The following is a 23217-nucleotide window of genomic DNA, read 5'->3' as shown; positions in this document are numbered from 1 at the left end:
ATGGGACTTACCGTGGGGAGTAATCAAGATACCTTCAATTACAAGGTTGTCAGCCAATTTGCCATCGTTACTGTGCTTTGGGGAATTGTTGGCATGCTCGTGGGGGTTATCCTCGCAGCCCAGTTGATCTGGCCTGAAATCACTTTTAATATTCCTTGGTTGAGTTATGGTCGCTTGCGTCCTTTACACACCAATGCAGTGATTTTTGCTTTTGGCGGTTCTGCACTATTCGCAACGTCGTACTACATTGTGCAACGCACATGCCAGGTTCGACTCTTCTGTGACAAGTTAGCGGCATTTACTTTTTGGGGATGGCAAGCGGTGATTGTTTCTGCTGCCATTACTTTGCCGTTAGGTATTACTACTTCCAAAGAGTACGCTGAACTAGAGTGGCCAATTGATATCTTGATCACAATCGTTTGGGTTGCTTATGCGATTGTGTTCTTCGGCACTGTGATCAAGCGCAAGACTAAACATATTTACGTTTCTAACTGGTTCTTTGGTGCTTACATCTTGACGATTGCGGTATTGCACATCGTTAACAATATGGAAATGCCAGCTAGCCTCTTTAAGTCTTATTCAGCATATGCTGGCGCACAAGATGCCATGATTCAGTGGTGGTATGGCCACAATGCGGTAGGCTTCTTCTTGACTACCAGCTTCTTGGGCATGATGTATTACTTCATTCCTAAGCAGGCTGAACGTCCAATCTACTCATATCGTTTGTCTATTGTTCACTTCTGGGCTTTGAACTTTACGTATATGTGGGCAGGTCCTCACCACTTGCAACACACCTCTTTGCCAGACTGGACTCAGTCTTTAGGGATGGTTTTCTCATTGATCTTATTGGCACCATCATGGGGTGGCATGATCAACGGCATCATGACATTGTCTGGCGCGTGGTACAAATTGCGCCGTGATCCGATCTTGAAATTCTTGGTAGTTGCCTTGTCTTTCTACGGCATGTCTACCTTCGAAGGTTCCATGATGTCTATCAAGACAGTGAATAGCTTGTCTCACTACACAGACTGGACTATTGGTCACGTTCACTCAGGTGCTTTAGGCTGGGTTGCCATGATTACGATTGGTTCCCTTTATTACCTTATTCCACGTTTAGTAGGTCAGAAGGATATGTACAGCACCAAGTTAATTGAAGTGCATTTTTGGATTGCAACTATCGGCGTGGTGATCTATATCGCTGCTATGTGGATTGCTGGGGTAATGCAAGGCTTGATGTGGAGAGCATTCGAGCCAGACGGAACTTTGACTTACAGCTTCGTTGAGTCTGTTAAAGCAACTTATCCCTTCTATGTCATTCGTTTGTTAGGCGGCTTGTGCTACTTAAGCGGTATGTTTGTAATGGCTTATAACGTCTACAAAACAGTGGTTGGTAAAAAATTCATTGACGCTGCAATTCCACAAGCGTCTGTAGCAGCTCATTAAGGATAAGAACATGTCAGAACAACGTCGATTTTTCTCCCACGAAACGCTTGAGCGTAATGTTGGTTGGCTGATTATTGCTACTATTGCGGCAATCTCGATTGCCGGTCTGGTACAGATCGTGCCATTATTTTTCCAACACTCAACTACTGAGCCAAGCCCAGGCGTTGAGCCATATTCCGCTTTGCGTTTAGCTGGTCGTGATATCTATCAGCGAGAAGGCTGTATGGGTTGTCATTCACAGCAAATTCGTACACTACGATCTGAAGTAGAGCGCTACGGCCCCTATTCATTGGCTGGTGAGTCAGTATTTGATCATCCATTCCTCTGGGGCAGCAAACGTACCGGCCCAGATTTGGCACGTGTAGGTGGGCGCTATTCAGATGCATGGCATCAAATTCACTTGAATAACCCACGCGACGTAGTTCCAGAGTCCAATATGCCTGCGTACCCATACTTGGGTAAGAATGCTGCTGATGCAGATAGCATTCAATCGCATATGGTTGCTATGCGTCGTTTAGGTGTTCCGTACACTGATGAGCAAATTGCTAATGCACCCAAAGAGCTTGAAGGTAAAACCGAATTAGATGCATTGGTTGCCTACTTGCAGGGTCTTGGCATTAACCGTAGATACATCACTGTTGATGAGGTGGTTGCTAAGTAATTCTTGGCAATTGAGAAATATGCAAAATATTGCTCCTTACCTCTCAGCAATCTCTACCGTGCTTGGCTTGGTAGTTTTTATTGGAATCGTTTGGTGGGCTTGGTCTGCAAAAAGACAGCCTGCTAATCAAGAATCCGCCGAACTTCCGTTCGATCTTCCCGATGAATTCAGTAAGGATAAATCATGAGTGACTTTCTTGGTGCCGGTTGGAGTGCCTATATCGCCTTAGTAACATTGGTCGGTATTTTTTGGTGCATCTGGCTATTATTTTCTCAACGTAAGACCAAGGTAACGCTAAAGCCTGACGGCCAAGTAGCTGATACTGGACATGTTTGGGACGGCGATCTGCGTGAGTTAAATAACCCATTGCCACGTTGGTGGATGTGGATGTTCTTGATCTCTTGTATCTTTGCTTTAGTGTATTTAGTTCTCTATCCAGGGCTTGGTTCATACCCAGGCCTCTTAGGCTACAGTACTGATGGCGCTTTGATGAAGTCAATGACTACTGCAAATGATGAGCTCAAGCCTGTCTATGCGAAGTACGTCAAGATGGATGTTGAGCAAGTGGCAGCCGATCCTAAAGCCCGCGAAATGGGTCAACGCCTCTTCCTGAATTCTTGTGCACAGTGTCATGGCTCTGATGCTGGAGGCGCTAAAGGCTTCCCGAATTTGACTGATGGCGACTGGCTATATGGCGGCTCACCAGAAAATATCAAAGCCTCCATTACTTATGGGCGCGGCGGTGTAATGCCTCCATTCCCGCAATTGGATAGCAATCAAATTATTGATGTCGCCAACTATGTTCGTAGTCTTTCGGGCTTGCCAGCAGATAACGCTAAAGCAGCTCGAGGTGCGCAGGTATTTAGCGCAAACTGCGTGGCCTGTCATGGTCCTGACGGTAAAGGTAATATCGCCTTAGGTGCTCCGAATTTGACAGATAAAGTATGGTTATATGGCGCATCAGAAGCAACGATCGTGGAGACTGTCACTAAAGGCCGTATGGCTATGATGCCTGCTCAAGACAAAGTATTGAGTCCTGAGAAGATTCAGCTGTTAACCGCTTATGTCTGGGGTTTATCTAACAATAAACAACCAGCTGCAGCCAAATAAGATTAGTCATTGGTGTCAGATATTTTGCCGGGTGGTAAACCTGTTCCGATAGAAGTCATTGAAGAATCTCTTTATGAGGTCCGGCGAAAGATTTACCCGCGTTCAGTATCTGGGCTCTTTGCCCGCTGGCGCTTCATATTGGTCTTTGCAACTCAACTATTGTTTTATGGTTTGCCTTGGTTGAGTTGGAATGACCGTCAAGCAGTTCTCTTTGATTTGGTTCAACGTAAATTTTATATCTTCGGCCTAGTTCTTTGGCCGCAAGATGTGATTTATCTCACACTCTTACTCATACTTTCTGCGCTCGCTTTATTTCTGTTTACTGCAGTGGCTGGACGCTTATTCTGCGGATACGCATGTCCCCAGACCGTCTACACCGAAATCTTTATGTGGATCGAGCGCAAGGTCGAGGGAGACCGTTTTGCGCGGATTCGTTTGGATGGTGAAGAGTGGCCTTGGGGTTTGCGTAAATGGCGCATCAAAATCACAAAGCATTTCCTTTGGCTTCTGATCGCCTTCTGGACCGGTTTTACCTTTATTGGCTACTTCACTCCGATTGAAACTCTGGGCGCATCATTGCTGCACCTTTCCCTAGGCCCATGGCAAACCTTCTGGTTAGGGTTTTATAGTTTTGCAACATGGGGTAACGCAGGGTTCATGCGTGAACAAGTATGTAAATATATGTGCCCATATGCACGCTTCCAAAGTGTGATGGTAGATAAAGATACATTCTTGGTGACATACGATAAAGTGCGTGGCGAACCAAGAGGCAGTCGTAGCAAATCCGCAGATCAAGCTTCTTTGGGCTTGGGTGATTGTGTTGACTGTAGTATTTGTGTGCAGGTATGTCCGACGGGAATTGATATTCGTGATGGCTTGCAATATATGTGTATTGGTTGCGGTGCCTGTATTGATGCATGCGATCAAGTGATGGAGAAGGTAGATTATCCAAAAGGACTCATTCGCTATACGACTGAGCGTGCCATTGAGGATAAAGAGTCCAATCAAAGTGCGATTCGTCATATTTTGCGCCCGCGCGTATTGATCTACACCGCTTTTATTACTGTGCTTACAGCCGCTTTTCTAGTTTCTCTCGCCACCCGAAACCCATTAAGGGTTGATGTGATGCGTGATCGTGGTGCTTTAGCTCGTGAGGTAGAAGGCGTCCGTATCGAAAACATTTATCGCATTCAGATTATGAATGCCTCTGAGCATCCAATGAGGGTGCAGGTCAAGGCTACAGGTTTAGATGATTTAAAGATCCTGAATTCACAAGGCAAAGAAATTAAAGAAATTGAAGTTGCGCCAGCAAGCAATCAATTGCTGCCTATTAAAGTCAGCACTACGATTGGTGAGCATGAGTCTGGAAATTACCCAATTCATTTTGATGTGACTGCGCAAGAATTAACGGGATATAAGGAAGTGATTAGAACCCGCGAAGAGAAATCTACTTTTATTATTCCCCGTTAAGCTAGAAGGCAATGGAGAGGATGGATATGACAGAACAACAAACTACTAAACCCTGGTTCAAGCAACTATGGCCATGGCTTTTAATTAGTGGACCAGCTGTCGCCGTGATTGGCTGCGCTATCACTATTTACTTGGCTATAAATTTGTATGCAGATAAACCATTGCGTGGTGGCGTTGTGAAACAGGGCTTAAAAGTTGAACAGATTAAAGATACGCAGGCAACAAAATGAAGTGCCGCCTACTAATCTGGATTTTGTGGCCCTCATTTTTGGTGGCCGGTATGGCAGAGGGCTTGTTATTTACTGTGATCCACCCACAAGACCTTTTATTTTTTGGTTATCACCCAGATATTTCTGATGAGGGTATTTATACAGTCGGGTTCTTCGTGATTTGGACCTTCTGTGCGATCTCTAGCGCGCTTACTGCTTATATCCTGCCTGGGATTGAGTCATCTGATAGCAAGGAAGTCGACCGCGGCTTAATTTAAGCCTGTTTGATTGGGATTTCTGGGCTTGTGCAGCCGTGGCGATCTGGGTTTGGAATGCCTGCTAGTTCATATAACCCGTCCATATCAATAAGTTTGATGTGGCGTTGTTTAATTTGAATGAGGCCTGACTCTGCAAAGCGTGAGAGCATGCGACTGACAGTTTCGATTTGAATCCCAAGATAGCTACCAATATCATTACGACTCATGCGCAAGTCGAATTCATTATTTAAATAGCCGCGTGCAGCAAGACGTTGCGAGAGGCTCAATAAAAAGGCTGCCAATCTTTCTTCTGCACGCATCGTGCCAAGTGACAGTAGGTGACGCTGATCTTGAGTCAGCTCACGACTCATTATTTTGTGGAACTGATTTTGCAATACAGGGATCTGCCGAGCCAAATCTTCAAAAGCATCGTAACGAATAATGCAGACTTCACTTTCTTCAAGTGCAATCGCATCAGACTGATAATGTCCTTCACCAATGCCATCAAGACCTAGAATTTCACCGGGCAGATGAAATCCAATCACTTGTTGCCGACCATCTTGCAGACAGAACTCTGTTTTAAGGGTGCCAAAACGAACGCTATATACAGAACTAAGTGGATCGCCGTGACGATAAAGGCTTTCACCTTTTTGAAGATGAACGCGCTCTTTAACTAAGGTATCAATCTGGGAAACTTCGCTACTATTTAATCCAACCGGAAGGCAAAACTGACCCAGTACGCAAACTGAGCATTTGCTGGTTGGGCTATCGGTAGGTTTGTAGTTCATATTAGGGCTGATCTATGGGTTCAGTTTATTCTATAAGTATGAAGATTATGGCTTTTACCTATTTTCTGTTGATTTCATGCTGACAACTAGCTTACTCGTTGCGGTCTTTCTGGGCGCTCTTGTGAGTGGCTGGCACTGTGCCCTGATGTGCGGTGGGATAGCGGCTGCCATAGAGCGGCCCAAAGCCCTGGAGACCCCTCTAAGACCAAAATCTGAGCTTTTTTACCTCCAATTAATCATGCATTTGGGGCGCGTCACAACTTATGTCTTATTGGGCGCTCTTGCCGCGTCAGTAGGGGTGGTTGTTTGGCAGCAAAACCTCATTCCAATCCAGCGTCCCTTATTTGCTTTAACCTCCCTGATCTTAATTCTGATGGGTATACGTCTACTCAGAATAAGCAAGTCAGAAGGTCTGCTTGGCGGCAAATGGTTAAGTACAAAAATTGCAGCTTATTGGGCTAAATACTTGGGCGCTATGGCTAGTGGTCCTTCGCGTTGGTTTAGCGGCATGCTATGGGGTTTGGTGCCCTGTGGATTGGTCTACAGCGTTTTACCACTCGCCTTTTTATCTGGTGATGTTTTAACTGGTGCCGCACTGATGTTGGCATTTGGTTTGGGCACATTGCCTAACCTATTGCTGATCTCTAAATTTTCAGCGGCACTGACTCAGTTTGGGCAATATCTATGGGTGAGGTATTTGGCTGCTGCACTTCTATTGATTGCAGGCGGCTTTGGTATGTATCGTGCCTGGGTATTGCCGGAAGTCTTATTAAAAGGTGGCTTCTGTATTTCTTAAGTCGCTATTAAGCTGTTGCTGCTTCTATTCCGGAGCTTAGATCTGGGTAGAAAGAATCTTGGGGTAGTGCCGATAGAAATTCACTGCGCTCTGCCATCTCTAATGGTTGATGCGCTAAGCCACAAATGATCAATCGAATATTACGAATCTTGCACAGGTGCGCTAGTTCCATGATCGTATCCATCCCAGAAGTATCAATGTAGATTACGTTCTTTAAATCGAGCAAGAGTATTTGTGAGGGTAAATTCGTTTCAATCTTTTCAAGGAGTTTTACTGCCCCAAAAAAGATGGCACCATGAATCCGATAGGCATCAATTCGACCTTGCTGATTATTTAGTCCCGGGTAATCGCTGGCTAGAGCAGGCTCGCAACGCGAAAGACTGGAGATGCGGTAAATGAAGGTAATAAAGGCGAGCAGCAAACCTACTTCAACTGCAATCGTGAGATCTAGTACAACAGTGAGAATAAAGACGCTCAGGATGGTGATTCGATACGGCAACCGGAATTGCTTAAGATCAATGAACTTCTGCCACTCACCCATATTCCAGGCCACATATATCAAGATAGCAGCAAGGCTGGCTAAAGGAATGTTTTTGGCGAGCGGCGCTGCAAACAAAACGATGACTAGTAAGGTTGCTGCATGCACGAGTCCAGAGACAGGTGTAGTGCCGCCACTCTCTATATTAGTAACCGTGCGAGCAATCGTTCCGGTCGCTGGCATGCCACCAAAAAATGGAATCGTGAAGTTAGCAATGCCTTGAGCTACTAGCTCTTGATTTGATTCATGGCGATCATGAATGAGGCCATCGGCAATGCGCGCGCATAGCAAGGATTCAATAGCACCCAATAGGGCAAGTGTTAAGGCTGGTGCCACCATGTATTGAGCGCTATCCCAGCTTATCGGAATCCATTCAAAAGCGGGGAGCCCTGAAGGGATACCGCCAAAGCGACTACCAATCGTATCTACTGGTAAATTAAAAATACTGGTAACGATCGTTGCCACCACCATTGCTACCACTGTGCCAGGAAGGTGGGAGAGCCATCCTAAGCGATCCTGAAATATCTTCCATAAAATGAGTAAGGCAAGACTCCCACAAGCTAAACTAAGCGCAATGGGGTTAAAGGTGTCCGCTGCTAAGTAGAGCGCATGCACTGATTGAAAAAATTGAGCCGGCATTTTTTCGATTTGAAATCCGAAGAAATCTTTGACTTGAGATAGTCCAATCAAAAAGGCAATGCCATTGGTAAAGCCCACAATGACTGCAATCGGAATAAAGCGCACTAGCGTTCCAAGACGAAATACTCCCATCAAAAATAAAAATACTCCTGACATGGCGGTTGCTAGTAATAAATTGGGAATGCCATAGCGCTCCACAATGCCGTAAACAATGACGATGAAGGCTCCGGCCGGTCCGCCAATTTGTACGCGGCTACCTCCAAGTAAAGAGATGAGCCCGCCAGCAATAATGGCAGTGAAAATGCCTGCTTGGGGTTTAAGTCCGCTGGCAATTGCAAAAGCCATGGCCAATGGGAGTGCAACAATCCCAACTGTTAATCCAGCAAAAACATCCTTAGTGAAAAGGGCGCGGCTATAGCCAGAAAATGAGTCAAAAAGTCGGGGGCGAAAAAACATAAGATGAATGTTTCAATGGCCTAAGAGATACGGTTGCCAACCCAGTAAGCAAAACTCGCACACAAGGCGGTAACAAAACTGCCCCATGCAATATCGATGAAAGCCAATTGTGTTGGAAAGTTTCTAACCACCGCCAGATTAGTGAGGTCATAGGTCATGTAGCAGAACAGGCCAAACAAAGCGCCATATTGCAGTGCATATATCCAAGACTGTTTTGATAATGCCGGAACGATCACAAAAATACAGACGCCCAAGGCGTAAATCAGGTAGAACGCTAGTCCAGCTAGAAGCTTAGGTTCGCTGGCCATTAAGTCACCCATCTCATTGCGATAGAGGTTTTTCGCGATTCCCAAAAGCCACACTAAATCGATTGCAATGAGGGCAATTAAAAATGAGAGATAGATAGCAAAATTCTTGATCAATTAAGTTACCTTTATTCTTTTATAGGCTAATAATTAGTATTATGATGGAAAGAGCAAATGAGTAGTTCAATTTAAAGGGAGTCAACATGTTTAAGCATTTATTGGTGCCTGTAGACGGTTCAGATGTCAGCAAAAAATCTTTAAAGAAAGTCGCCGCACTTGCTAAGGCAGATGGCGCTGCAATTACGTTGGTATATGTTTCTGATCCTACGCCTCCGATGGTTTATTCAGATAGCACCATGGGTTATGGAATTTCGAAGAAACAGCACACAGAAGCTTGTTCAGCTTATGCGCAGGATGTGTTTAAGAGGTCGACAACCGCACTGGGAGCTGGCGCTAAGGTGAAAAGTCTTCACATCGAAAATAGCAACTTATCTGAAGGTATTTTGGCTGGCGCAAAAAAAGCGAAAGCGGATGTGATTGTTATGGCGTCTCATAAGCGCACAGGTATCAAAGGGATCCTGTTGGGTAGCGAGACCCATGAAGTCATTGTGCATTCCACATTGCCAGTATTAGTTCTGGGTTAATTTACCTAGTATCAAGTTAAAAGGGTCCAAGTGGACCCTTTTTTATTTCAGCAGCATTCCTGAATTCATTTAGTTGTGCTTAATAGGGCTACCTAGCAGAAGCATCTCTCTAGTCAGTTGCCCGCTTTCGTTATCACGCATAGACCATAAATCAAGTTGTGTTTTGGAGCCATAGGGGTCTACGTAAATTCCATTTTTTCTTAATTCAAAATGAAGGTGTGGCCCCGTTGACCTACCGGTTGTTCCTACATAGCCAATTTCCAAGCCGCGCCGCACTTCGTTACCCAACTCAAGCTCTACGTTGTAACTGCTCAAATGCGCATAGTATGTGTGGTAATTACCCGGATGCTCTAAAACAATTAAGTTTCCAAATGCACCGCTAAAGCCTATGTGCACTACTTTGCCATTGGCAACACTAAAAATGGGGGTGCCGATTGGGGCGGCATAGTCAATCCCCATGTGGGCGCGATAGCGTTGCTTTGTTGCTGGCGCCTGGGTTGGAGCTGTTGGCGCAGGATTCTTGCTGCGCTTACTCGAAGAGGCTCTTACCATGCCAACTCCCCGAGAAATACGGCGATAGCTTAATGGGTTAGTCCAGAAGGAGCGCTCAAGTGATTCTCCGGTTCCAGTATAGAAGCCCCCAGGAATATCATTGCGCTCCATCCAAAAAGCATTCGCATAGACGTCTTTGGTGGCGGGGTCAATAATTTCTACAGCCCAAATTTGCGCCCATCTTTCTCGATCACCAAAGTCAACAATCAAGCGCACAACGCTGTTGGTATTTTCAAGAGAATTATTTTCTTCAGGATAGATTTGCTTGATCAGGGAATTTAATTCCCAAACCAGCTCAACTGGCAATTGATCGCTTACTTTTCGAGTGTCATACAAGACATCTCTCAAAGGAATGCGAATCTCGGTTAAACGCTTGGACTCATCTTTGAGATAGTCTTGCTGAATTAAAAACCCACCAACAGCTGATGGTGTAAATGTCCATACTTCAGTTTTGCTATCTTGGATTGGGCCATTCATGATGCTCAATGAGTCGAAACGATTACGACTTCCAAAGGCAACCGCATAAGGGATGCAATCTCCACGCATGTGATCAAAAAATGTTTTGGTCTGATTTTTGAAGAATTCAGCGAACTGCCGATTATCAATGCCTACGCTAGCCGGCAGGCTATCTTCATTAAAATTACGTCTTAGACATCCTTGGGCTACTCGATAGTCAAGGTTTGCATCGCTATCGAGCATCAACTCATCTGGGGCTTTTCGCTGGAATAGCGATGGGTTCAGGCTCATGCTATTGGTTTTTGAGCCAGTACCCGCTGATTTATCTTTGAAGCCAACCTGCCTACTGGTTTGGACGGTAATCTTCTTGCGTGCTTGGGTCGTGCTTTGGGTTTGGCTACTTTGGGCTTGAGCTGCATACGCCAAGCCCGGGGTTGAGCTAAGAAAGGCGCAGCCAGAAAAAATGATTACCCCCTTAGTGAACAGGGAGCCAAGAGATACTTTTTTATTCACCCCTCAATTATCTAATAATGTGAGAGCATCTTTGAATAAATATGCTGTGCTGCAGCAAATTAGACTTAATCTTGATCGGGCGCTAGCTTGAGAGCTTCAAAGGCTGCTTTCAGCCTTTGCCCATAATTTTGCTTTACAGCGACCGCCTCATCGACTGGCCAAGGTCTAAAACCGGCAGCTTTAGCAATATCAGTTTTGCCACTTTTAACTAAATCTGTTGCACAACATGGTGGTTTGAGGATATTGGGGGGGGTGAATGTATCAACTTTGCAGCAAATCTAACATACAAGATACTTGTTCGGATAACAACAACTCGGCTCATTTTCGCCATGTGCATTTGTAATGGGATGGATTAATTATTCTTTATTTAGGCACCTGTCGGCACATTAAATTCTCGATACAATCAATTTTTGATTAAGGAGTTTAGATGCCGATTATTGAATCCATCCAAGTTGCCTCTGTAGCAGTACCTTTGGATAAAGTCACTTCATTTTCCACTCGCACTGTTTCTGAGCGTCACTATTGCCTGGTAAAAGTTCGCGGCAAGGATGGTAATGAGGGCATCGGCTTTTGCTATGTCGGCAGTGCCGGCGGAGATATTGCCAAACTTGCTGTTGAGCAATTACTGGCCCCCAAACTCATTGGTCAAAATAGTCACCGCAGTGAAGGTCTCTGGATGGAGATGTATAACGAATCTATTCTCCAAGGTCGTGCAGGCGCAGTAATGCGTGGTATCTCGATTTTGGATACGGCTTTGTGGGATTTAAATGCACGCTCAGTTGGCTTACCTTTGCATCAATACTTGGGTTCAGTGGTTGATGATCGGGTGCCAGCTTATGCTAGTGGTGGTTACTATCTTGAAGGTAAAACGCCTGCCAAATTAGGCAAAGAAATGGAGTCTTACGTAAAGCAGGGCTTTAAGGCAGTCAAGATGAAGGTGGGGCGTTTATCGCCATCGGAAGAAGAGGCACGCGTGAAAGCGGCTCGTAAAGCAGTGGGCGATGATGTATTGCTCACGCTTGATGCAAATAATGCCTGGCGCGATCTACCCACCGCTCTTGAGTATGTACGTCGCTTTGAACCATACAACCCGTATTGGATTGAAGAACCTTTTTCTCCAGATGCGATTGATTTACATGCTGCCTTGGCGCGCCAAACCAAAATCAACGTTGCTACCGGTGAGATGGAAGCGGGACGCTGGCGTTTTAGAGAATTGATTGATGCCGGTGGTGCTGCCATCCTGCAATCTGATGCGGCTGTCTGCGGTGGTATTACCGAGTGGAGAAGAATTTCTGCATATGCTGATTTGAAGGGCGTCATAGTTTGTCCGCACTGGATGCATGATTTGCATGCACCATTGGTGGCAGCCACGCCCAATGCACGCTTTGTCGAATTCTTCTTGGATGATCAGGTGCTGAACTTCCGTAGATTGATCAATAAGCAGCTGACATTTAAGAATGGGGACTTGATTTTGCATAAAACCCCTGGTTTAGGTTTCGAGTTCGATGAATCTGCTGTCAAGAAATATGCAGGTAAAGCCGCTTGGACCAAGATCTCTTAAGATAAGCAATTGCTAGAAACAATAAGGCCCGCTCAAGCGGGCCTTATTGTTTTGAGGATGAGATCCTCCCACCTATTGGGTGTACCTTAAGAAGATCTGGGATTGAGTTTGAAATGGGTAATTGTTTGAGTCACCAGCACCAAACCAAATCCAACAAAGCCAACTAAGTCCGCCTCTGTGGAAGGGTAGGCAAGAGCAACCCCAGAGAACACCATGATGACGCGCTCAAAGATCTTGGTTTTCTCAATGAACCAACCTTGTAATCCACCGGCTAGGCAGATGATTCCAACAACGGCCGTGAAAGAGACCCAAGCAATTTGCATCCAGTCTGCTTGCTCAAGAGCGCTAGTTGATCCCATCAACAACAAGCTGACGCCTGACTTATCTAACACAAACATAAATGGAACTAGAATGGCCGGAGCAACATATTTCCAAGTTTGCAAAGTAGTCTTATAGGGATTACCTTTACAAATCGCTGCCGCAGCAAATGGCGAGAGTGCAGTCGGTGGCGACACTTCAGAAAGTACAGCGTAATAGAAGATAAACATGTGAGCTGCAAAATCAGGCACGCCTAAATTAATCAAAGCAGGCGCTGCAATTACCGCACAAATAATGTAAGAAGCAGTTACTGGAACAGCAAGGCCAACCACCCAAACTACAAGGGCGGTAAAGATGGTTGTTAGCAAGAGCGAGCCACCTGCGTACTGAATAACAATCGAGCTAAATTTTAGGCCAAGACCGGTTAAGGTAACGGTACCCACAATGAGGCCGGCACCAGCACAGGTGGCGGCGATAGCTAAGACACCAGTTGAACCAGTTGCAAGTGCCTTAGTCAGGTTGGAGTTGTATAGGCCAGAGAGAATCGGTTCTTTACCTTTAAACCATGCCCAAGGAATAATGGCAGTATCTTCACGCAACATGCTGGATAAGGCCGAAACTACTGTCGCCCAGAATACGGACATGACAGGGGAGAAGCCCATCAGCATAAACACCACAATCGAGATGAGGGAGAAGAAGTGAAACCAATATTTCTTAGTGAGCTGCCAAGCTGTTTCGGAAGACTCAAAGTGAATATTTTTCATGCCATATTTGCGTACATCAATTTCGACCATCACGAATAAGCCAAGATAGAAAAGGATGGTTGGGATGGTTGCCATCAGCAATACGTCTAAATACGAAATCTTCAGAAAATCTGCAATTAGGAATGCAGCTGCGCCCAGTACAGGAGGCGAGATAATGGCACCAAGACCACCTGCTGCCAAAAGGCCGCCGGCAGCATTTTTCTCGTAACCCACTTTGTCTAGCATGGGTGCTGCAACTGAGCCCACGGTAACTGTTGTTGCTACACCGGATCCTGATGGTCCGCCGAGCAAGAAGGAGGACATTACGATGGTTCTGCCAACCCCAGAAGATTTTCCACCCATTGCCGCGAATGAGAAATCAATAAAGAACTTTCCTGCGCCAGTAAATTGCAAGAAAGCGCCGAAGATGGTGAAAAGAATGATGAGGGTTGCAGAAACATCAACAGCAGTGCCATAGATGCCTTCTAGAGTCATATACATATAGCCTACCAAACGATCAAGATCGTAACCCTTGTGAGTCCAAGGTGCTGGTAAGTAGTTGCCAAATAATGCATAGAGCAGAAACAGGACTGTTACCGTCACCAAGATCATGCCATTAGTTCTGCGCACACTTTCTAAGATTAGGAGAATTAATGCAATGCCCACCATGACATCGGTAGAGTTAGGCGCAGTATTGCGGTCCATAAAATCATCGCCACCACTCAGAATGTAATAGGCAATTCCAACGGATACAAGCGCAAAAACGATATCCCAGGGCATTAAGCGATTTTTGAAGCGATCAGCTATTGGAAAGCTGAGGAATACTAAAAATAAAACTAGAGCAACGTGTATGACGCGCAACTCTTGCGTTGGCACAATCGAATACGCGGCATATAAGTGAAAGAGCGACATGCCTACCGCTACAAGGGTAATGAATTTGGCTAGCAGGCCTTTGTAATCATTTGAATCGCCTTCCTCTTGCTTAATAAAGGCGTCTAATTTTTCTTGGGTTTCGTTGTCAATAACGTTTTGATTCATGTCTCAACCTCTATATTTATTTTTATGTACTACTTTATTTTTTCACTACCGTAAAACGAAATGGGTGAGATTCACTCACCCCCGATACAAACATCAACTTAATTGAGTTTGACGTTCTTTTCTTTAAAGTACTTAAGTGCGCCTGGATGAAAGTCAACTGGGGTTGATTTTGTTTTCTGGTTTTCTAGGCTGACACTCATAAATTCTTGATGAGTGCGCACCAATTCCAATTTGTTATCAAAGATCGCCTTAACAATCTTATAGGCCTGATCGTCAGGCATATTGGCATTGACCACCAAGATATTGGCGACTGCTGCGACTTTATTGTCTCTAGCCATGCCGCTATAAGTAGCCTTTGGAATGGTAGTTACAAAGTAAAGGTTGCCATATTTTTTATTCATTGCAGCCACCTCTTCGCCAGTGTCGACCATCACAATCTTGGTTCCTGGAGTATTGGCTAAATCAGTTACTGCTGCTGTTGGTAATCCACCCACCCAGAAAAATGCATCAATTTTGCGGTCTTTAATGGCATTAACGGATTCGGCAACGCTTAATCGCTCACGCTTAACATCCTTATCCTTATCAAGACCAGCGGCCTCTAATAAGCGAAAGGCCATCACTTCTGTTGCGCTACCAGGAGCGCCAGTACTAATGCGCTTGCCCTTGAGGTCTTTCATAGATTTGATGCCAGTGGAGTCAACGGTTACTACGTGCATCAGGTTTGGATAAAGAACTACCAGAGTACGTAAGTCCACTTTTTTGCCAACAAACTTACCTTCGCCAATCTGAGCATCTTTAGCGGCATCAGCCATCGAGAAACCAACGTATGGCTTGCCTGTACCGATGAGGTTTAAGTTATCTACCGAGCCCCCGGTCACTTCTGCAGTAGCAGACATTCCAGGCACCTTGCTCGAGAGAACAGAGGCAAGGCCACCGCCCATTGGGTAGTACACGCCACCCGTACCGCCAGTGGCGATAGAGATGTTTTGAGCGCTAACACTCGCACAAAGAAAGCTAAGCGATAAGGCAATGACTTTGAGTAGTTTCATTGTTGTCTCCTAATTATTTTTATTTTTTTAAATTACAAACCTGGCATGCTGAAGTTAATTGCTTTGAGCTCGCTGAGCATTTGCGCTTGTTGCTCAGCGCTTAACTGCATCAATGGTGGACGCACTCTGAGCCACTCAGAATCCTTGGTGTAGTGGGCTACAGCAGTCTTCATGCCTGCAATCATTTGGTACTTAGCAAAAATTCCACGCACTTGATCCAAGTTTGCTTGAAGAGTATCAGCATTTGATTCTCTCCAGTGTGCCGCTAAATCGGCAATCGCTTTTGGATTGACGTTGGCAGTAGCGGAGATGCAGCCAACACCGCCAGCGCGCAAGGCACGCATTAGGAATACTTCGCTGCCTGCATAGACGCGGAAGCCTGAAGGCGATAATAATTTAATGACCGATTCTGTGTAAGACCAATCGCCAGAGCTGTCTTTCATGCCCACAACTGTCTTTGGATATTCTTTTGCTAAGCGCTCAAGCAAAGAGAGACTTAAGGTCACTTTAGTAACTGGTGGAATGTTGTAGATATAAATCTGCAAAGCAGTGCTACCTACTTTTTGAATCACCTCAGAAAAATAAGCGAATAGACCATCATCAGTAACATCTTTGTAGTAGAAGGGCGGCAACATTAATACGCCCGCGCATTTATGGTTGACTGCGTGACGTGTCATATTCACAGTGGCGTCAATCGATGTTGCTCCGGTACCGGGCATTAAGTGCTCAGGCTTTAATCCGCCTTCGACTAATGCTGTTAAGGTGCTCATCTTCTGCGGGGCAGACATTGAGTTTGCTTCTGAGTTCGTGCCAAAGATAGCCTGCCCAACACCATTAGCTTCTAGCCATTGGCATTGTTTTAATAACTTAGGAGCATCTGGACTACCGTCCGCCTTAAATGGGGTGATGACAGGGGATAACACCGCTGGCAAGGTGGAAGGGTGCAGAGAAATCGTCATGCTGGCTCCGTTTTTAGTTACTTACTTCAGATGGAAGTGTTTGTTGGTTAAAGAAGGCTTCTAAATTATCTACGGCTAAGTTGGTCATGGCTATCCGTGTTTCCGAGGTAGCGCTCCCAATGTGCGGTGTTAACAATACATTATCAAGTGTTAAAAATTCATGACTTGGGTTAGGTTCGTTCTCAAAAACATCCAAGGCTGCACCAGCAATCTTTTTATGTTGCAGTGCATATAAAAGTGCCCCCTCATCAACCACACTTCCGCGGGCAATATTGATTAAATATCCTGAGGGCCCTAAAGCTTCTAGAACCTTGGCATTAATCATGTTGTCTGTATCGGAGGTTGCTGGGCAAGCTAAAAATAAGATGTCGCAGGCCTTGGCTAATTCTTGAGCATCTGGATAGTAAGCGTAGGGCAAAGATTTTTTATTGGGCCCTGAATACGCTATCTCCACTTTGAATGGCTCTAATCGTTTAGCCAGGTCTTGCCCAATACGACCCATGCCAGCGATACCCACTCGTTTACCAGCCAAGGTGGTGGTGAGCCTAAAGGGCGCTTTTGACCAAGCAGTGCTTTTGACATATTCCTGAGCCTCGGGCAGTTGGCGCAGTAGGGCTAGCATCATGCCAATGGCCAGTTCGCATACGGCATCGTTTAGAACGTCAGGCGTGTTGCTTGCTTTAATCCCTTGTTCTTTGAGATAAGCCAAAGGAAGGTTGTCATAACCAACCCCACAAGTGGCAACCATACGAATACTGGGAATCTGTTTAACTAGGGCCTCGGGCAGCTTGATATTGGAGCGAATCAAAATCGCCTGAAAGTTTCCGGCAGGAGCAGGCGCTTGAGGATCGGGATGATGAAAAGGGGTAAAGCGCCGATCTATTTCTGCCTGCATAATCTCAGGGAAATGGCCGACCTGTAGCACTGAATTGACGGGGATCATGTCTCGCTAACTTTTTTATTGAAATAATGACCCCATTGTAAGAGGATTTTTCAGAAAAAGTCCTTCCCCTTTTAGGAGAGTATTCATGTTATTTACCCCAGCTGAAACCAAGGTAGTTATTGTCGGTGGCGGCACTATGGGTGCAGACGTTGCAGCCGTTTGTGCACGCGGTGGCTGTGCAGTCCAGGTGGTTGAGCCAACCACAGAGCGGCGAGCCCTTCTGCCGGATTACTTTGCAAGCACCATGGTGGATCTCGGTTATGAGCATCGCATTCATTTGCTGTCTGTGGCGGGTTCGCTCGAAGAGGTTGATTGGTCTGATATTGATTTGGTGATTGAGTGTGTGCCTGAGCGTTTAGAAATCAAGCGAGAGTTATTTGCTAAGTTGGAAAAATATGCAAAACCTGAGGCGGTATTGGCGAGCAATAGTACGAGCTTCCCAATTAGTGAAATTGCCAACGGCCTAAAAACAGCTGCTCGTATGATTGGCTTACATTTCTTTATGCCTGCCCATCTAGTGCCTTGTGTAGAAGTGGTATATGGTGCAAAGACTTCGCCAATGGTTGGCGAAAGCCTCTCACGTTTAATGACAGCGTGTGGCATGGTGCCTGTTACTGTGAAAAAAGATCTTCCAGGATTTTTGGCTAATCGTTTGCAGCATGCTTTATCGCGTGAGGCTTTTTCAATGGTTGATGAAGGCATCTGTACGCCAGAAGATATTGATAAAGCCGTTCGTTTTGGTTTTGGCTTTCGCTATATCGCCGCAGGCCCAGCCATGCAACGAGATCATGCTGGCCTTGAGGTGCACGGTGCTGGAGGCGCAACCATCTATCCAACCTTAAACAATTCACCAACGATAGCGAAGTGCTTGAGTGATCGCATCGCTAGTGGCAAGTTTGGTATGAAAACTGGCGAAGGCTTCTTCACCTGGACTGCTGAAACGATTAAGGCTGAACGTGAGCGCTATCAAAAAGCATTACGTGCTGGCTTGAAGATTATTCAGAAAGATCTTCCTGAAATTAAATAGCAACTAGTTATTTAGTTGCTCACTAAGAAATATCTTTCAGATGAAGTTTGCCTAGGTGTGGGGCGAGTCGATAAGTAATCAGAACAATAGCAATCGTCGCGACCCCACCAAATACGATGGATGGCACTAAACCGATCATGCTGGCAGCAATGCCAGACTCAAGTGCGCCTAACTCATTGGATGAGCCAATGAAGATGCCATTAATGGCGCTAATTCTGCCGCGCATATGATCTGGTGTGGTGAGCTGCATGATGCTGCCTCGAATCACTACTGATATCGAGTCAAAGCATCCAGAGATAAATAGAAAGAATGCGCAGACCCATAAATTACTGGAGATGCCAAAGGCAATAATCGCCGCACCAAATCCTGCCACTGACATCAGAAGATATTTTCCTGAGTCGTTTAGCACGGGACGCCGAGCGAGGTAGATTCCAGTAAGTACAGCCCCAGCTGCCGGGGCTGCACGCAGTATTCCTAGAGTTTCTGGGCCCGCATTGAGTACCTCCTTCACAAAGGCTGGAAGAATAGACACCGCACCACCGAAGAGAACGGCAAACATATCGAGCGCCATGATGCTCAAAATAAGTTCATGTTTTCTGACGTAATGAAACCCTTCCAAAAAGCTCTTTAGAAAGTGCTTAGATAAGTTGCTCGATTTTTCTTGCACAGCGGTGATGAAAGTAATTCCGTATAAACCAACTCCTCCACAGAAGGCGGCGAGCAGATAGGTCCATTCAAGACCGGCAAAGCCAATCATCAGTCCGCCTAATCCTGGGCCCGCCACTACGCAAATCTGAAACGCTGAAGATGCATACGCTGTGTAACGAGGCAATTGATCTCTCGGAATGATTTGTCCGAAAAGCGCTTGATAAGAAGGCCTTAATAAAGCGCGCCCAATACCAATAAATGCTACTGCGGTGTAGATCAATGGTATCGGTGGGCTAAGCCATCCCAATGCGATGACTGTTAAAAATAATCCAACCGCAATATGAATGAGGCAGGCGATTGCAGCAATCCACTTGCGGGAGTGGTGATCGACCGCATGACCCGAATATAGAGCTAGCGCAAAGTAGGGAACGAGCTCTGCAAGACCTATCAGCCCGAGTGAAACTACGCTATTAGTGATTTCGTAAAGATGCCAACCTACCGCTACCATCGTAATTTGGTAGCTTAGGGTTGCGCCAACGCGATACAGCAGTAGGGTTCTAAAAGCTTTGCCGGGATTCATGAATCCCTCCATTTTAGAGGAGAAGAGGATTATCCTTAAGGGATGAAGAAAATCATTCGAGTATGGGATCTTCCAATCCGCTTATTTCATTGGTTGCTGGTGGTTTGTATAGTCGGTAGCTTTGTGACCATCAATTTGGGTGATGAATTCATTCAATGGCATGCTTATTTCGGTTACAGCATTTTGACCTTGTTGATCTTTAGGATTGGCTGGGGTTTTGTTGGATCTACCCATGCGCGCTTCGCCTCTTTCTTGCCAACTAAAAAAGCGATTTTTGATTACTTAAGTGGAAGTCCACCCCGCGTTCTTGGACACAACCCCATTGGAGCAATTTCTGTATTTGCACTCATTTTTGTTTTATGCGTTCAAGTACTGACTGGCTTATTTGTTGATGATGAGGTCTCCTTTCAAGGGCCGCTAGCAAAGTATGTGTCTGGTTCGATATCTTCATTTTTATCGGAGATTCACGAAGGTAATCAAGTGGTGATTTACACCCTTATTGCAATTCATATCGCAGCGATTTGGTATTACAAGAAATTCAAAGGTGAGAATCTGATTAAGCCAATGATTAGTGGCGATAAAGAAATCGACCCAAGCGAAGAGGCTAAATACCTGCCTGCTGACTTGGATCGTGACTCCAAGGATGGAGTGTTGCAGCGCGGTTTCGCTTTGATACTTTTAAGCGTGATCGCGGTAGCGGTCGGTTACTTAATTACGAAATAACGATCAATAAAAATCGCTTATTTCTTTTTGAAATCGTCGTGGCAGCCTTTGCAGGTTGCACCCGCCGCGCCAAAAGATTTTTTAATACTTTCTAAGTCGCCTGACTGAGCGGCTTTATTGAGATCAAGAGCAGCTAATTGCATTTTGTCTGCGGCAGCTTTGAACTTTGCGTTGTCTGACCAGACCTCAGGTTTTGCCTTACCGCCTTCAGTGCCAGGACCAAAGGCTTGCCAAGGCAAAGTAGACATCATTGCTACGATCTCTGCATTTTTGCTCACATCGTCTTTGTTATAAGGTGCCGCACCTTTAACAACAGCACCAATTCTTCCGAAATGAGTGCCAATCACTGTCATGACGCTTTGACGATATTCAATTGCTTTTTCTGCCGTTTGAAATTGAGCAAAGGCAGCGCCTGCGCCAATGGCTAAAACAGCTGCAGTGCCTGCCAAAATAAATTTTTGTAGTTTCATGATTGCTCTCCATTGATCAGTTGGGCTGCTTATTTTGAGCATATCCCAGAATAGTAATTTTTGCCCGCTTAAAAAATCATTCTGAGGGGGGTCATGAGAAGATTGATGATGCCCAGGAAAAAGCTGCTGAGGGGCTCCATCCACAGAGTGCCAATAATTCCAGTAAAGACGAGGCCAAGCACAATAAAAAATCCCCAGGGCTCTAATCTACCGAGGGCGATGGATTGGCGTGCGGGCAAAAGACCAGCCAAAATTCTTCCGCCATCGAGGGGTGGTAGTGGAAACAGATTAAATGCCAGTAAACCGATATTCCACATTACCCCTGCTTTTGCCATAGAAGTCAGGAAGGGCTCATCAATTCCGAAGCCCTGCACTAGAACCCAAAAGACCGCCCAAATGATTGCCTGTACAAAATTCGATCCCGGTCCCGCTAAGGCCACCCAAATCGAGTCAATTCTGGGGTTTCTGAGTCGCCCAAAATTGACTGGTACCGGCTTGGCATACCCCACCAAAAAAGGAGACCCCGTCAGAATTAAGACGAGTGGAATCAATATGGTACCCACAGGGTCTATATGTTTTGCGGGATTGAGGCTCACCCGTCCCAGCATGTAGGCGGTGTTATCGCCAAACCTGCGAGCTGCGTAGCCATGGGCTGCCTCATGGATGGTGATGGCAAAAATCAGGGGAATCGCATTAATTGCGACAGCTTGGATAGAATAGTCAGTAATCATGGCAATATGATATCCATAGGAGCTCAAAGTGACTGACGAAAAGAAACCCGATTCAAAAACCCCGGCAAAAGCGCTAGCAGCGAAGCCGCCAGCACGCCCACCCGTCCCAAAAGGACCCTCTGGCCCAGCCGGAAGGCCTCAGGCAGGCTTTGGTGGGGGAAAAGGCATGATGCGCAAGGCCGGTCGCGGTCGATAGTGGATAATTACCCTATTCAATAATGTGTTTATAGAGGATTTAGCATGAACGAATGGCATAACGAATCTAAAGAAGAGATCAACAAAAAGATCATTACATTGGTCGTGATGTTGGCCGCTGCTACTAGCTTGGCTATTTTGTTTGCATTGGTTGCGGCTCATACAGGTTACGTATTCGGTTAATCAGTATTAATGACTAGCCATCGCCAACCTGCAATATTTGCTGGCCATGGCAGTCCATTGTATGCCATAGAGCCCAACCGCTATACAGCGGCATGGTCAGCTCTTGGAAAATCATTAAAGCGTCCTGACGCTATTTTGATGATCTCAGCACATTGGGTAACCCGCGGAGTTTGGGTTACTGCAATGACTAAACCAAAAACGATTCATGATTTCGGTGGCTTTCCACAAGCACTGTTTGATGTTCAATATCCGGCGCCAGGTAGCCCTGCATTAGCTGATCGCGTGCAAGAATTATTGAGCGTCCCTGTCGTGCTTGAAGAGAATGAATGGGGTATTGATCATGGCGCTTGGGCGGTACTGAAATACATGTATCCAAATGCGGATGTGCCTGTGGTGCAGCTGAGTCTCGATGGTGCGATGTCAGCACGTGAACACTATGAGCTTGCTAAGCAATTACGCCCCTTGCGCGATGAAAATATTTTGATTTTATCTAGTGGTAATGTGGTGCATAACTTGCGCACCATCCATTGGCAAGAGGGTGCTGAGCCTTACCCATGGGCAAAAGAGTTCAATGATTTTTTTGCTTCAGAAATTCGCGCCAATCATCATGAGGCATTGGTTGACTGGGAGCGTTTTGGTGATGCAGCGCACCTCTCTATTCCGACCGCAGAACACTATTGGCCAGCCTTGTATACCTTGGCCTTGCAGGAGGCAGGAGAGCAGGCCAAAATCTATACAGATGGAATTGAGATGAGTTCAATTGGTATGCTGGGTTTTTCAATTCAATAACAAGAGCAGATTATGTGGCTTCCTATCTTTGCAATCTTTTTTGGAGCAGGCTTCGGCGCTTTATTAAGGGCTGGCTTTAATTACGTCACCGTAGGGATAGCTTCTTCACTGCCATTGGGCACTTTTATATCGAATATGGTTGGTGGATATTTGATTGGTATTGCAGTTGCTTTCTTTGGCAACAATCCAAGTCTTTCTCCAGAGTGGAAACTCTTAGTGGTTACCGGCTTCTTGGGGGGTCTAACCACCTTCTCAAGCTTTTCTGCTGAAGTAGTTGGCTTTATGCAACGTGGCGAATTTACTTGGGCTTTGGGTACGGCACTACTCAATCTCGTTGGGTCACTTGTGCTGACCTTCTTGGGCATCTTGACCTACCAGGCTTTCAAATAAAATTCGGGGCACTAAGCCCCCAATGCCATTCAA

The 23217-nt window shown here is 45.7% G+C and carries 27 protein-coding genes; 16 read left to right on the top strand and 11 right to left on the bottom strand.

Annotated features, from left to right (window positions below; all coding sequences use genetic code 11):
* From ccoN to VC182_RS08900, 7 genes are read left to right on the top strand one after another with little or no spacing between them, the layout of a single operon-like run.
* Entirely contained in the window at positions 1–1443 is a 1443-nt protein-coding gene (gene ccoN / locus VC182_RS08930; protein WP_072583748.1) for a cytochrome-c oxidase, cbb3-type subunit I, read from the top strand.
* Positions 1444–1453: 10 nt separating this feature from the next.
* On the top strand, positions 1454–2104 hold the full coding sequence (gene ccoO, locus VC182_RS08925) for a cytochrome-c oxidase, cbb3-type subunit II (RefSeq protein WP_072583710.1): 651 nt from the start codon (positions 1454–1456) through the stop codon (positions 2102–2104).
* Positions 2105–2123: 19 nt separating this feature from the next.
* Entirely contained in the window at positions 2124–2291 is a 168-nt protein-coding gene (locus VC182_RS08920) for a cbb3-type cytochrome oxidase subunit 3 (RefSeq protein WP_072583709.1), read from the top strand.
* Positions 2288–3214, top strand: coding sequence for a cytochrome-c oxidase, cbb3-type subunit III (gene ccoP / locus VC182_RS08915; RefSeq protein ID WP_072583708.1), 927 nt, complete (start codon positions 2288–2290; stop codon positions 3212–3214). Before VC182_RS08920 ends, ccoP begins: the two co-directional genes overlap by 4 nt.
* Positions 3215–3226: 12 nt before the next feature.
* A complete protein-coding gene (ccoG, locus tag VC182_RS08910; protein ID WP_323485093.1) occupies positions 3227–4684 on the top strand; it encodes a cytochrome c oxidase accessory protein CcoG in 1458 nt (485 codons plus the stop codon).
* 26 nt (positions 4685–4710) lie between these two features.
* Entirely contained in the window at positions 4711–4914 is a 204-nt protein-coding gene (locus VC182_RS08905; protein WP_323485092.1) for a hypothetical protein, read from the top strand.
* Complete coding sequence (locus tag VC182_RS08900; protein WP_323485091.1) at positions 4911–5171, top strand: hypothetical protein; 261 nt, start codon at positions 4911–4913, stop codon at positions 5169–5171. The genes VC182_RS08905 and VC182_RS08900 overlap by 4 nt, the downstream gene beginning before the upstream one ends.
* On the opposite strand, the gene fnr is transcribed toward VC182_RS08900, so the two are convergent.
* Positions 5168–5938, bottom strand: coding sequence for a fumarate/nitrate reduction transcriptional regulator Fnr (fnr, locus tag VC182_RS08895; protein WP_215361797.1), 771 nt, complete (start codon positions 5936–5938; stop codon positions 5168–5170). The genes VC182_RS08900 and fnr overlap by 4 nt on opposite strands.
* A gap of 76 nt (positions 5939–6014) precedes the next feature.
* Here fnr and VC182_RS08890 point away from each other — a divergent pair, with 76 nt between their 5' ends.
* The gene (locus VC182_RS08890; protein WP_323485090.1) at positions 6015–6734 is read left to right on the top strand and encodes a sulfite exporter TauE/SafE family protein; all 720 of its coding nucleotides are present in this window, start codon (positions 6015–6017) and stop codon (positions 6732–6734) included.
* Positions 6735–6741: 7 nt separating this feature from the next.
* Here the strand turns inward: VC182_RS08890 and VC182_RS08885 are convergent, their stop codons facing one another.
* On the bottom strand, positions 6742–8367 hold the full coding sequence (locus tag VC182_RS08885) for a SulP family inorganic anion transporter (RefSeq protein ID WP_323485089.1): 1626 nt from the start codon (positions 8365–8367) through the stop codon (positions 6742–6744).
* A 20-nt stretch (positions 8368–8387) separates the two neighbouring features.
* Positions 8388–8789 (bottom strand): DUF2177 family protein, encoded by a 402-nt coding sequence (locus VC182_RS08880; protein WP_072583704.1) that lies wholly within the window; start codon positions 8787–8789, stop codon positions 8388–8390.
* A gap of 86 nt (positions 8790–8875) precedes the next feature.
* Here VC182_RS08880 and VC182_RS08875 point away from each other — a divergent pair, with 86 nt between their 5' ends.
* Positions 8876–9316 carry a universal stress protein gene (locus VC182_RS08875; protein ID WP_323485088.1) on the top strand — a complete coding sequence of 147 codons (441 nt, stop codon included), beginning with the start codon at positions 8876–8878 and terminating at the stop codon, positions 9314–9316.
* Between the two features lie 69 nt (positions 9317–9385).
* Here the strand turns inward: VC182_RS08875 and VC182_RS08870 are convergent, their stop codons facing one another.
* Positions 9386–10837: a M23 family metallopeptidase gene (locus tag VC182_RS08870; protein WP_323485087.1), complete on the bottom strand. Its 1452-nt coding sequence runs from the start codon at positions 10835–10837 to the stop codon at positions 9386–9388.
* Positions 10838–11264: 427 nt separating this feature from the next.
* On the opposite strand from VC182_RS08870, the gene VC182_RS08865 reads away from it, so the two are divergent.
* Entirely contained in the window at positions 11265–12398 is a 1134-nt protein-coding gene (locus VC182_RS08865; protein WP_323485086.1) for a mandelate racemase/muconate lactonizing enzyme family protein, read from the top strand.
* Positions 12399–12484: 86 nt separating this feature from the next.
* On the opposite strand, the gene VC182_RS08860 is transcribed toward VC182_RS08865, so the two are convergent.
* From VC182_RS08860 to VC182_RS08845, 4 genes are all read right to left on the bottom strand, one after another.
* Positions 12485–14497: a TRAP transporter permease gene (locus tag VC182_RS08860; protein ID WP_216120565.1), complete on the bottom strand. Its 2013-nt coding sequence runs from the start codon at positions 14495–14497 to the stop codon at positions 12485–12487.
* Between the two features lie 98 nt (positions 14498–14595).
* Complete coding sequence (locus VC182_RS08855) at positions 14596–15546, bottom strand: TAXI family TRAP transporter solute-binding subunit (protein WP_072583700.1); 951 nt, start codon at positions 15544–15546, stop codon at positions 14596–14598.
* Positions 15547–15578: 32 nt separating this feature from the next.
* Positions 15579–16505, bottom strand: a complete 927-nt coding sequence (locus VC182_RS08850) for a dihydrodipicolinate synthase family protein (RefSeq protein WP_323485085.1) — start codon at positions 16503–16505, stop codon at positions 15579–15581.
* A gap of 13 nt (positions 16506–16518) precedes the next feature.
* Entirely contained in the window at positions 16519–17448 is a 930-nt protein-coding gene (locus VC182_RS08845) for a 2-hydroxyacid dehydrogenase (RefSeq protein WP_323485084.1), read from the bottom strand.
* Positions 17449–17533: 85 nt separating this feature from the next.
* Between VC182_RS08845 and VC182_RS08840 the strand changes: the two genes are divergently transcribed.
* Complete coding sequence (locus VC182_RS08840) at positions 17534–18475, top strand: 3-hydroxyacyl-CoA dehydrogenase family protein (RefSeq protein WP_323485083.1); 942 nt, start codon at positions 17534–17536, stop codon at positions 18473–18475.
* Between the two features lie 22 nt (positions 18476–18497).
* Here VC182_RS08840 and VC182_RS08835 read toward each other — a convergent pair whose 3' ends face one another.
* Positions 18498–19703: an MFS transporter gene (locus VC182_RS08835; protein ID WP_072583696.1), complete on the bottom strand. Its 1206-nt coding sequence runs from the start codon at positions 19701–19703 to the stop codon at positions 18498–18500.
* Positions 19704–19745: 42 nt separating this feature from the next.
* Between VC182_RS08835 and VC182_RS08830 the strand changes: the two genes are divergently transcribed.
* Complete coding sequence (locus VC182_RS08830) at positions 19746–20426, top strand: cytochrome b/b6 domain-containing protein (protein WP_216120567.1); 681 nt, start codon at positions 19746–19748, stop codon at positions 20424–20426.
* 17 nt (positions 20427–20443) lie between these two features.
* Here VC182_RS08830 and VC182_RS08825 read toward each other — a convergent pair whose 3' ends face one another.
* Positions 20444–20896 carry a c-type cytochrome gene (locus VC182_RS08825; RefSeq protein WP_072583694.1) on the bottom strand — a complete coding sequence of 151 codons (453 nt, stop codon included), beginning with the start codon at positions 20894–20896 and terminating at the stop codon, positions 20444–20446.
* A gap of 68 nt (positions 20897–20964) precedes the next feature.
* Positions 20965–21627, bottom strand: coding sequence for a site-2 protease family protein (locus VC182_RS08820; RefSeq protein WP_072583693.1), 663 nt, complete (start codon positions 21625–21627; stop codon positions 20965–20967).
* Between the two features lie 28 nt (positions 21628–21655).
* Between VC182_RS08820 and VC182_RS08815 the strand changes: the two genes are divergently transcribed.
* Genes VC182_RS08815 through crcB form a run of 4 tightly spaced genes read left to right on the top strand, consistent with a single transcriptional unit; the run spans position 21656 to position 23184 of the window.
* The gene (locus VC182_RS08815) at positions 21656–21823 is read left to right on the top strand and encodes a hypothetical protein (RefSeq protein ID WP_158009059.1); all 168 of its coding nucleotides are present in this window, start codon (positions 21656–21658) and stop codon (positions 21821–21823) included.
* Between the two features lie 44 nt (positions 21824–21867).
* Positions 21868–22005, top strand: a complete 138-nt coding sequence (locus VC182_RS08810) for a hypothetical protein (RefSeq protein WP_169709848.1) — start codon at positions 21868–21870, stop codon at positions 22003–22005.
* 9 nt (positions 22006–22014) lie between these two features.
* Positions 22015–22794 carry a 4,5-DOPA dioxygenase extradiol gene (gene ygiD / locus VC182_RS08805; protein ID WP_323485082.1) on the top strand — a complete coding sequence of 260 codons (780 nt, stop codon included), beginning with the start codon at positions 22015–22017 and terminating at the stop codon, positions 22792–22794.
* A gap of 12 nt (positions 22795–22806) precedes the next feature.
* On the top strand, positions 22807–23184 hold the full coding sequence (gene crcB, locus VC182_RS08800) for a fluoride efflux transporter CrcB (protein WP_072583691.1): 378 nt from the start codon (positions 22807–22809) through the stop codon (positions 23182–23184).
* Positions 23185–23217: the final 33 nt, after the last annotated feature.

Origin of the sequence: Polynucleobacter sp. AP-Nickl1-40-C4 (genome assembly GCF_035012665.1) — a bacterium.
In the GTDB taxonomy this organism is placed as follows: domain Bacteria; phylum Pseudomonadota; class Gammaproteobacteria; order Burkholderiales; family Burkholderiaceae; genus Polynucleobacter.
This window is presented reverse-complemented; position numbering and strand designations above follow the sequence as displayed.

Coding starts and splice junctions, on each gene's coding strand:
- ccoN (WP_072583748.1), top strand. CDS start 1: ATGGGACTTACCGTGGGGAGTAATCAAGATACCTTCAATTACAAGGTT.
- ccoO (WP_072583710.1), top strand. CDS start 1,454: ATGTCAGAACAACGTCGATTTTTCTCCCACGAAACGCTTGAGCGTAAT.
- VC182_RS08920 (WP_072583709.1), top strand. CDS start 2,124: ATGCAAAATATTGCTCCTTACCTCTCAGCAATCTCTACCGTGCTTGGC.
- ccoP (WP_072583708.1), top strand. CDS start 2,288: ATGAGTGACTTTCTTGGTGCCGGTTGGAGTGCCTATATCGCCTTAGTA.
- VC182_RS08905 (WP_323485092.1), top strand. CDS start 4,711: ATGACAGAACAACAAACTACTAAACCCTGGTTCAAGCAACTATGGCCA.
- VC182_RS08900 (WP_323485091.1), top strand. CDS start 4,911: ATGAAGTGCCGCCTACTAATCTGGATTTTGTGGCCCTCATTTTTGGTG.
- fnr (WP_215361797.1), bottom strand. CDS start 5,938: ATGAACTACAAACCTACCGATAGCCCAACCAGCAAATGCTCAGTTTGC.
- VC182_RS08890 (WP_323485090.1), top strand. CDS start 6,015: ATGCTGACAACTAGCTTACTCGTTGCGGTCTTTCTGGGCGCTCTTGTG.
- VC182_RS08885 (WP_323485089.1), bottom strand. CDS start 8,367: ATGTTTTTTCGCCCCCGACTTTTTGACTCATTTTCTGGCTATAGCCGC.
- VC182_RS08875 (WP_323485088.1), top strand. CDS start 8,876: ATGTTTAAGCATTTATTGGTGCCTGTAGACGGTTCAGATGTCAGCAAA.
- VC182_RS08865 (WP_323485086.1), top strand. CDS start 11,265: ATGCCGATTATTGAATCCATCCAAGTTGCCTCTGTAGCAGTACCTTTG.
- VC182_RS08860 (WP_216120565.1), bottom strand. CDS start 14,497: ATGAATCAAAACGTTATTGACAACGAAACCCAAGAAAAATTAGACGCC.
- VC182_RS08855 (WP_072583700.1), bottom strand. CDS start 15,546: ATGAAACTACTCAAAGTCATTGCCTTATCGCTTAGCTTTCTTTGTGCG.
- VC182_RS08850 (WP_323485085.1), bottom strand. CDS start 16,505: ATGACGATTTCTCTGCACCCTTCCACCTTGCCAGCGGTGTTATCCCCT.
- VC182_RS08845 (WP_323485084.1), bottom strand. CDS start 17,448: ATGATCCCCGTCAATTCAGTGCTACAGGTCGGCCATTTCCCTGAGATT.
- VC182_RS08840 (WP_323485083.1), top strand. CDS start 17,534: ATGTTATTTACCCCAGCTGAAACCAAGGTAGTTATTGTCGGTGGCGGC.
- VC182_RS08835 (WP_072583696.1), bottom strand. CDS start 19,703: ATGAATCCCGGCAAAGCTTTTAGAACCCTACTGCTGTATCGCGTTGGC.
- VC182_RS08830 (WP_216120567.1), top strand. CDS start 19,746: ATGAAGAAAATCATTCGAGTATGGGATCTTCCAATCCGCTTATTTCAT.
- VC182_RS08825 (WP_072583694.1), bottom strand. CDS start 20,896: ATGAAACTACAAAAATTTATTTTGGCAGGCACTGCAGCTGTTTTAGCC.
- VC182_RS08820 (WP_072583693.1), bottom strand. CDS start 21,627: ATGATTACTGACTATTCTATCCAAGCTGTCGCAATTAATGCGATTCCC.
- VC182_RS08810 (WP_169709848.1), top strand. CDS start 21,868: ATGAACGAATGGCATAACGAATCTAAAGAAGAGATCAACAAAAAGATC.
- ygiD (WP_323485082.1), top strand. CDS start 22,015: ATGACTAGCCATCGCCAACCTGCAATATTTGCTGGCCATGGCAGTCCA.
- crcB (WP_072583691.1), top strand. CDS start 22,807: ATGTGGCTTCCTATCTTTGCAATCTTTTTTGGAGCAGGCTTCGGCGCT.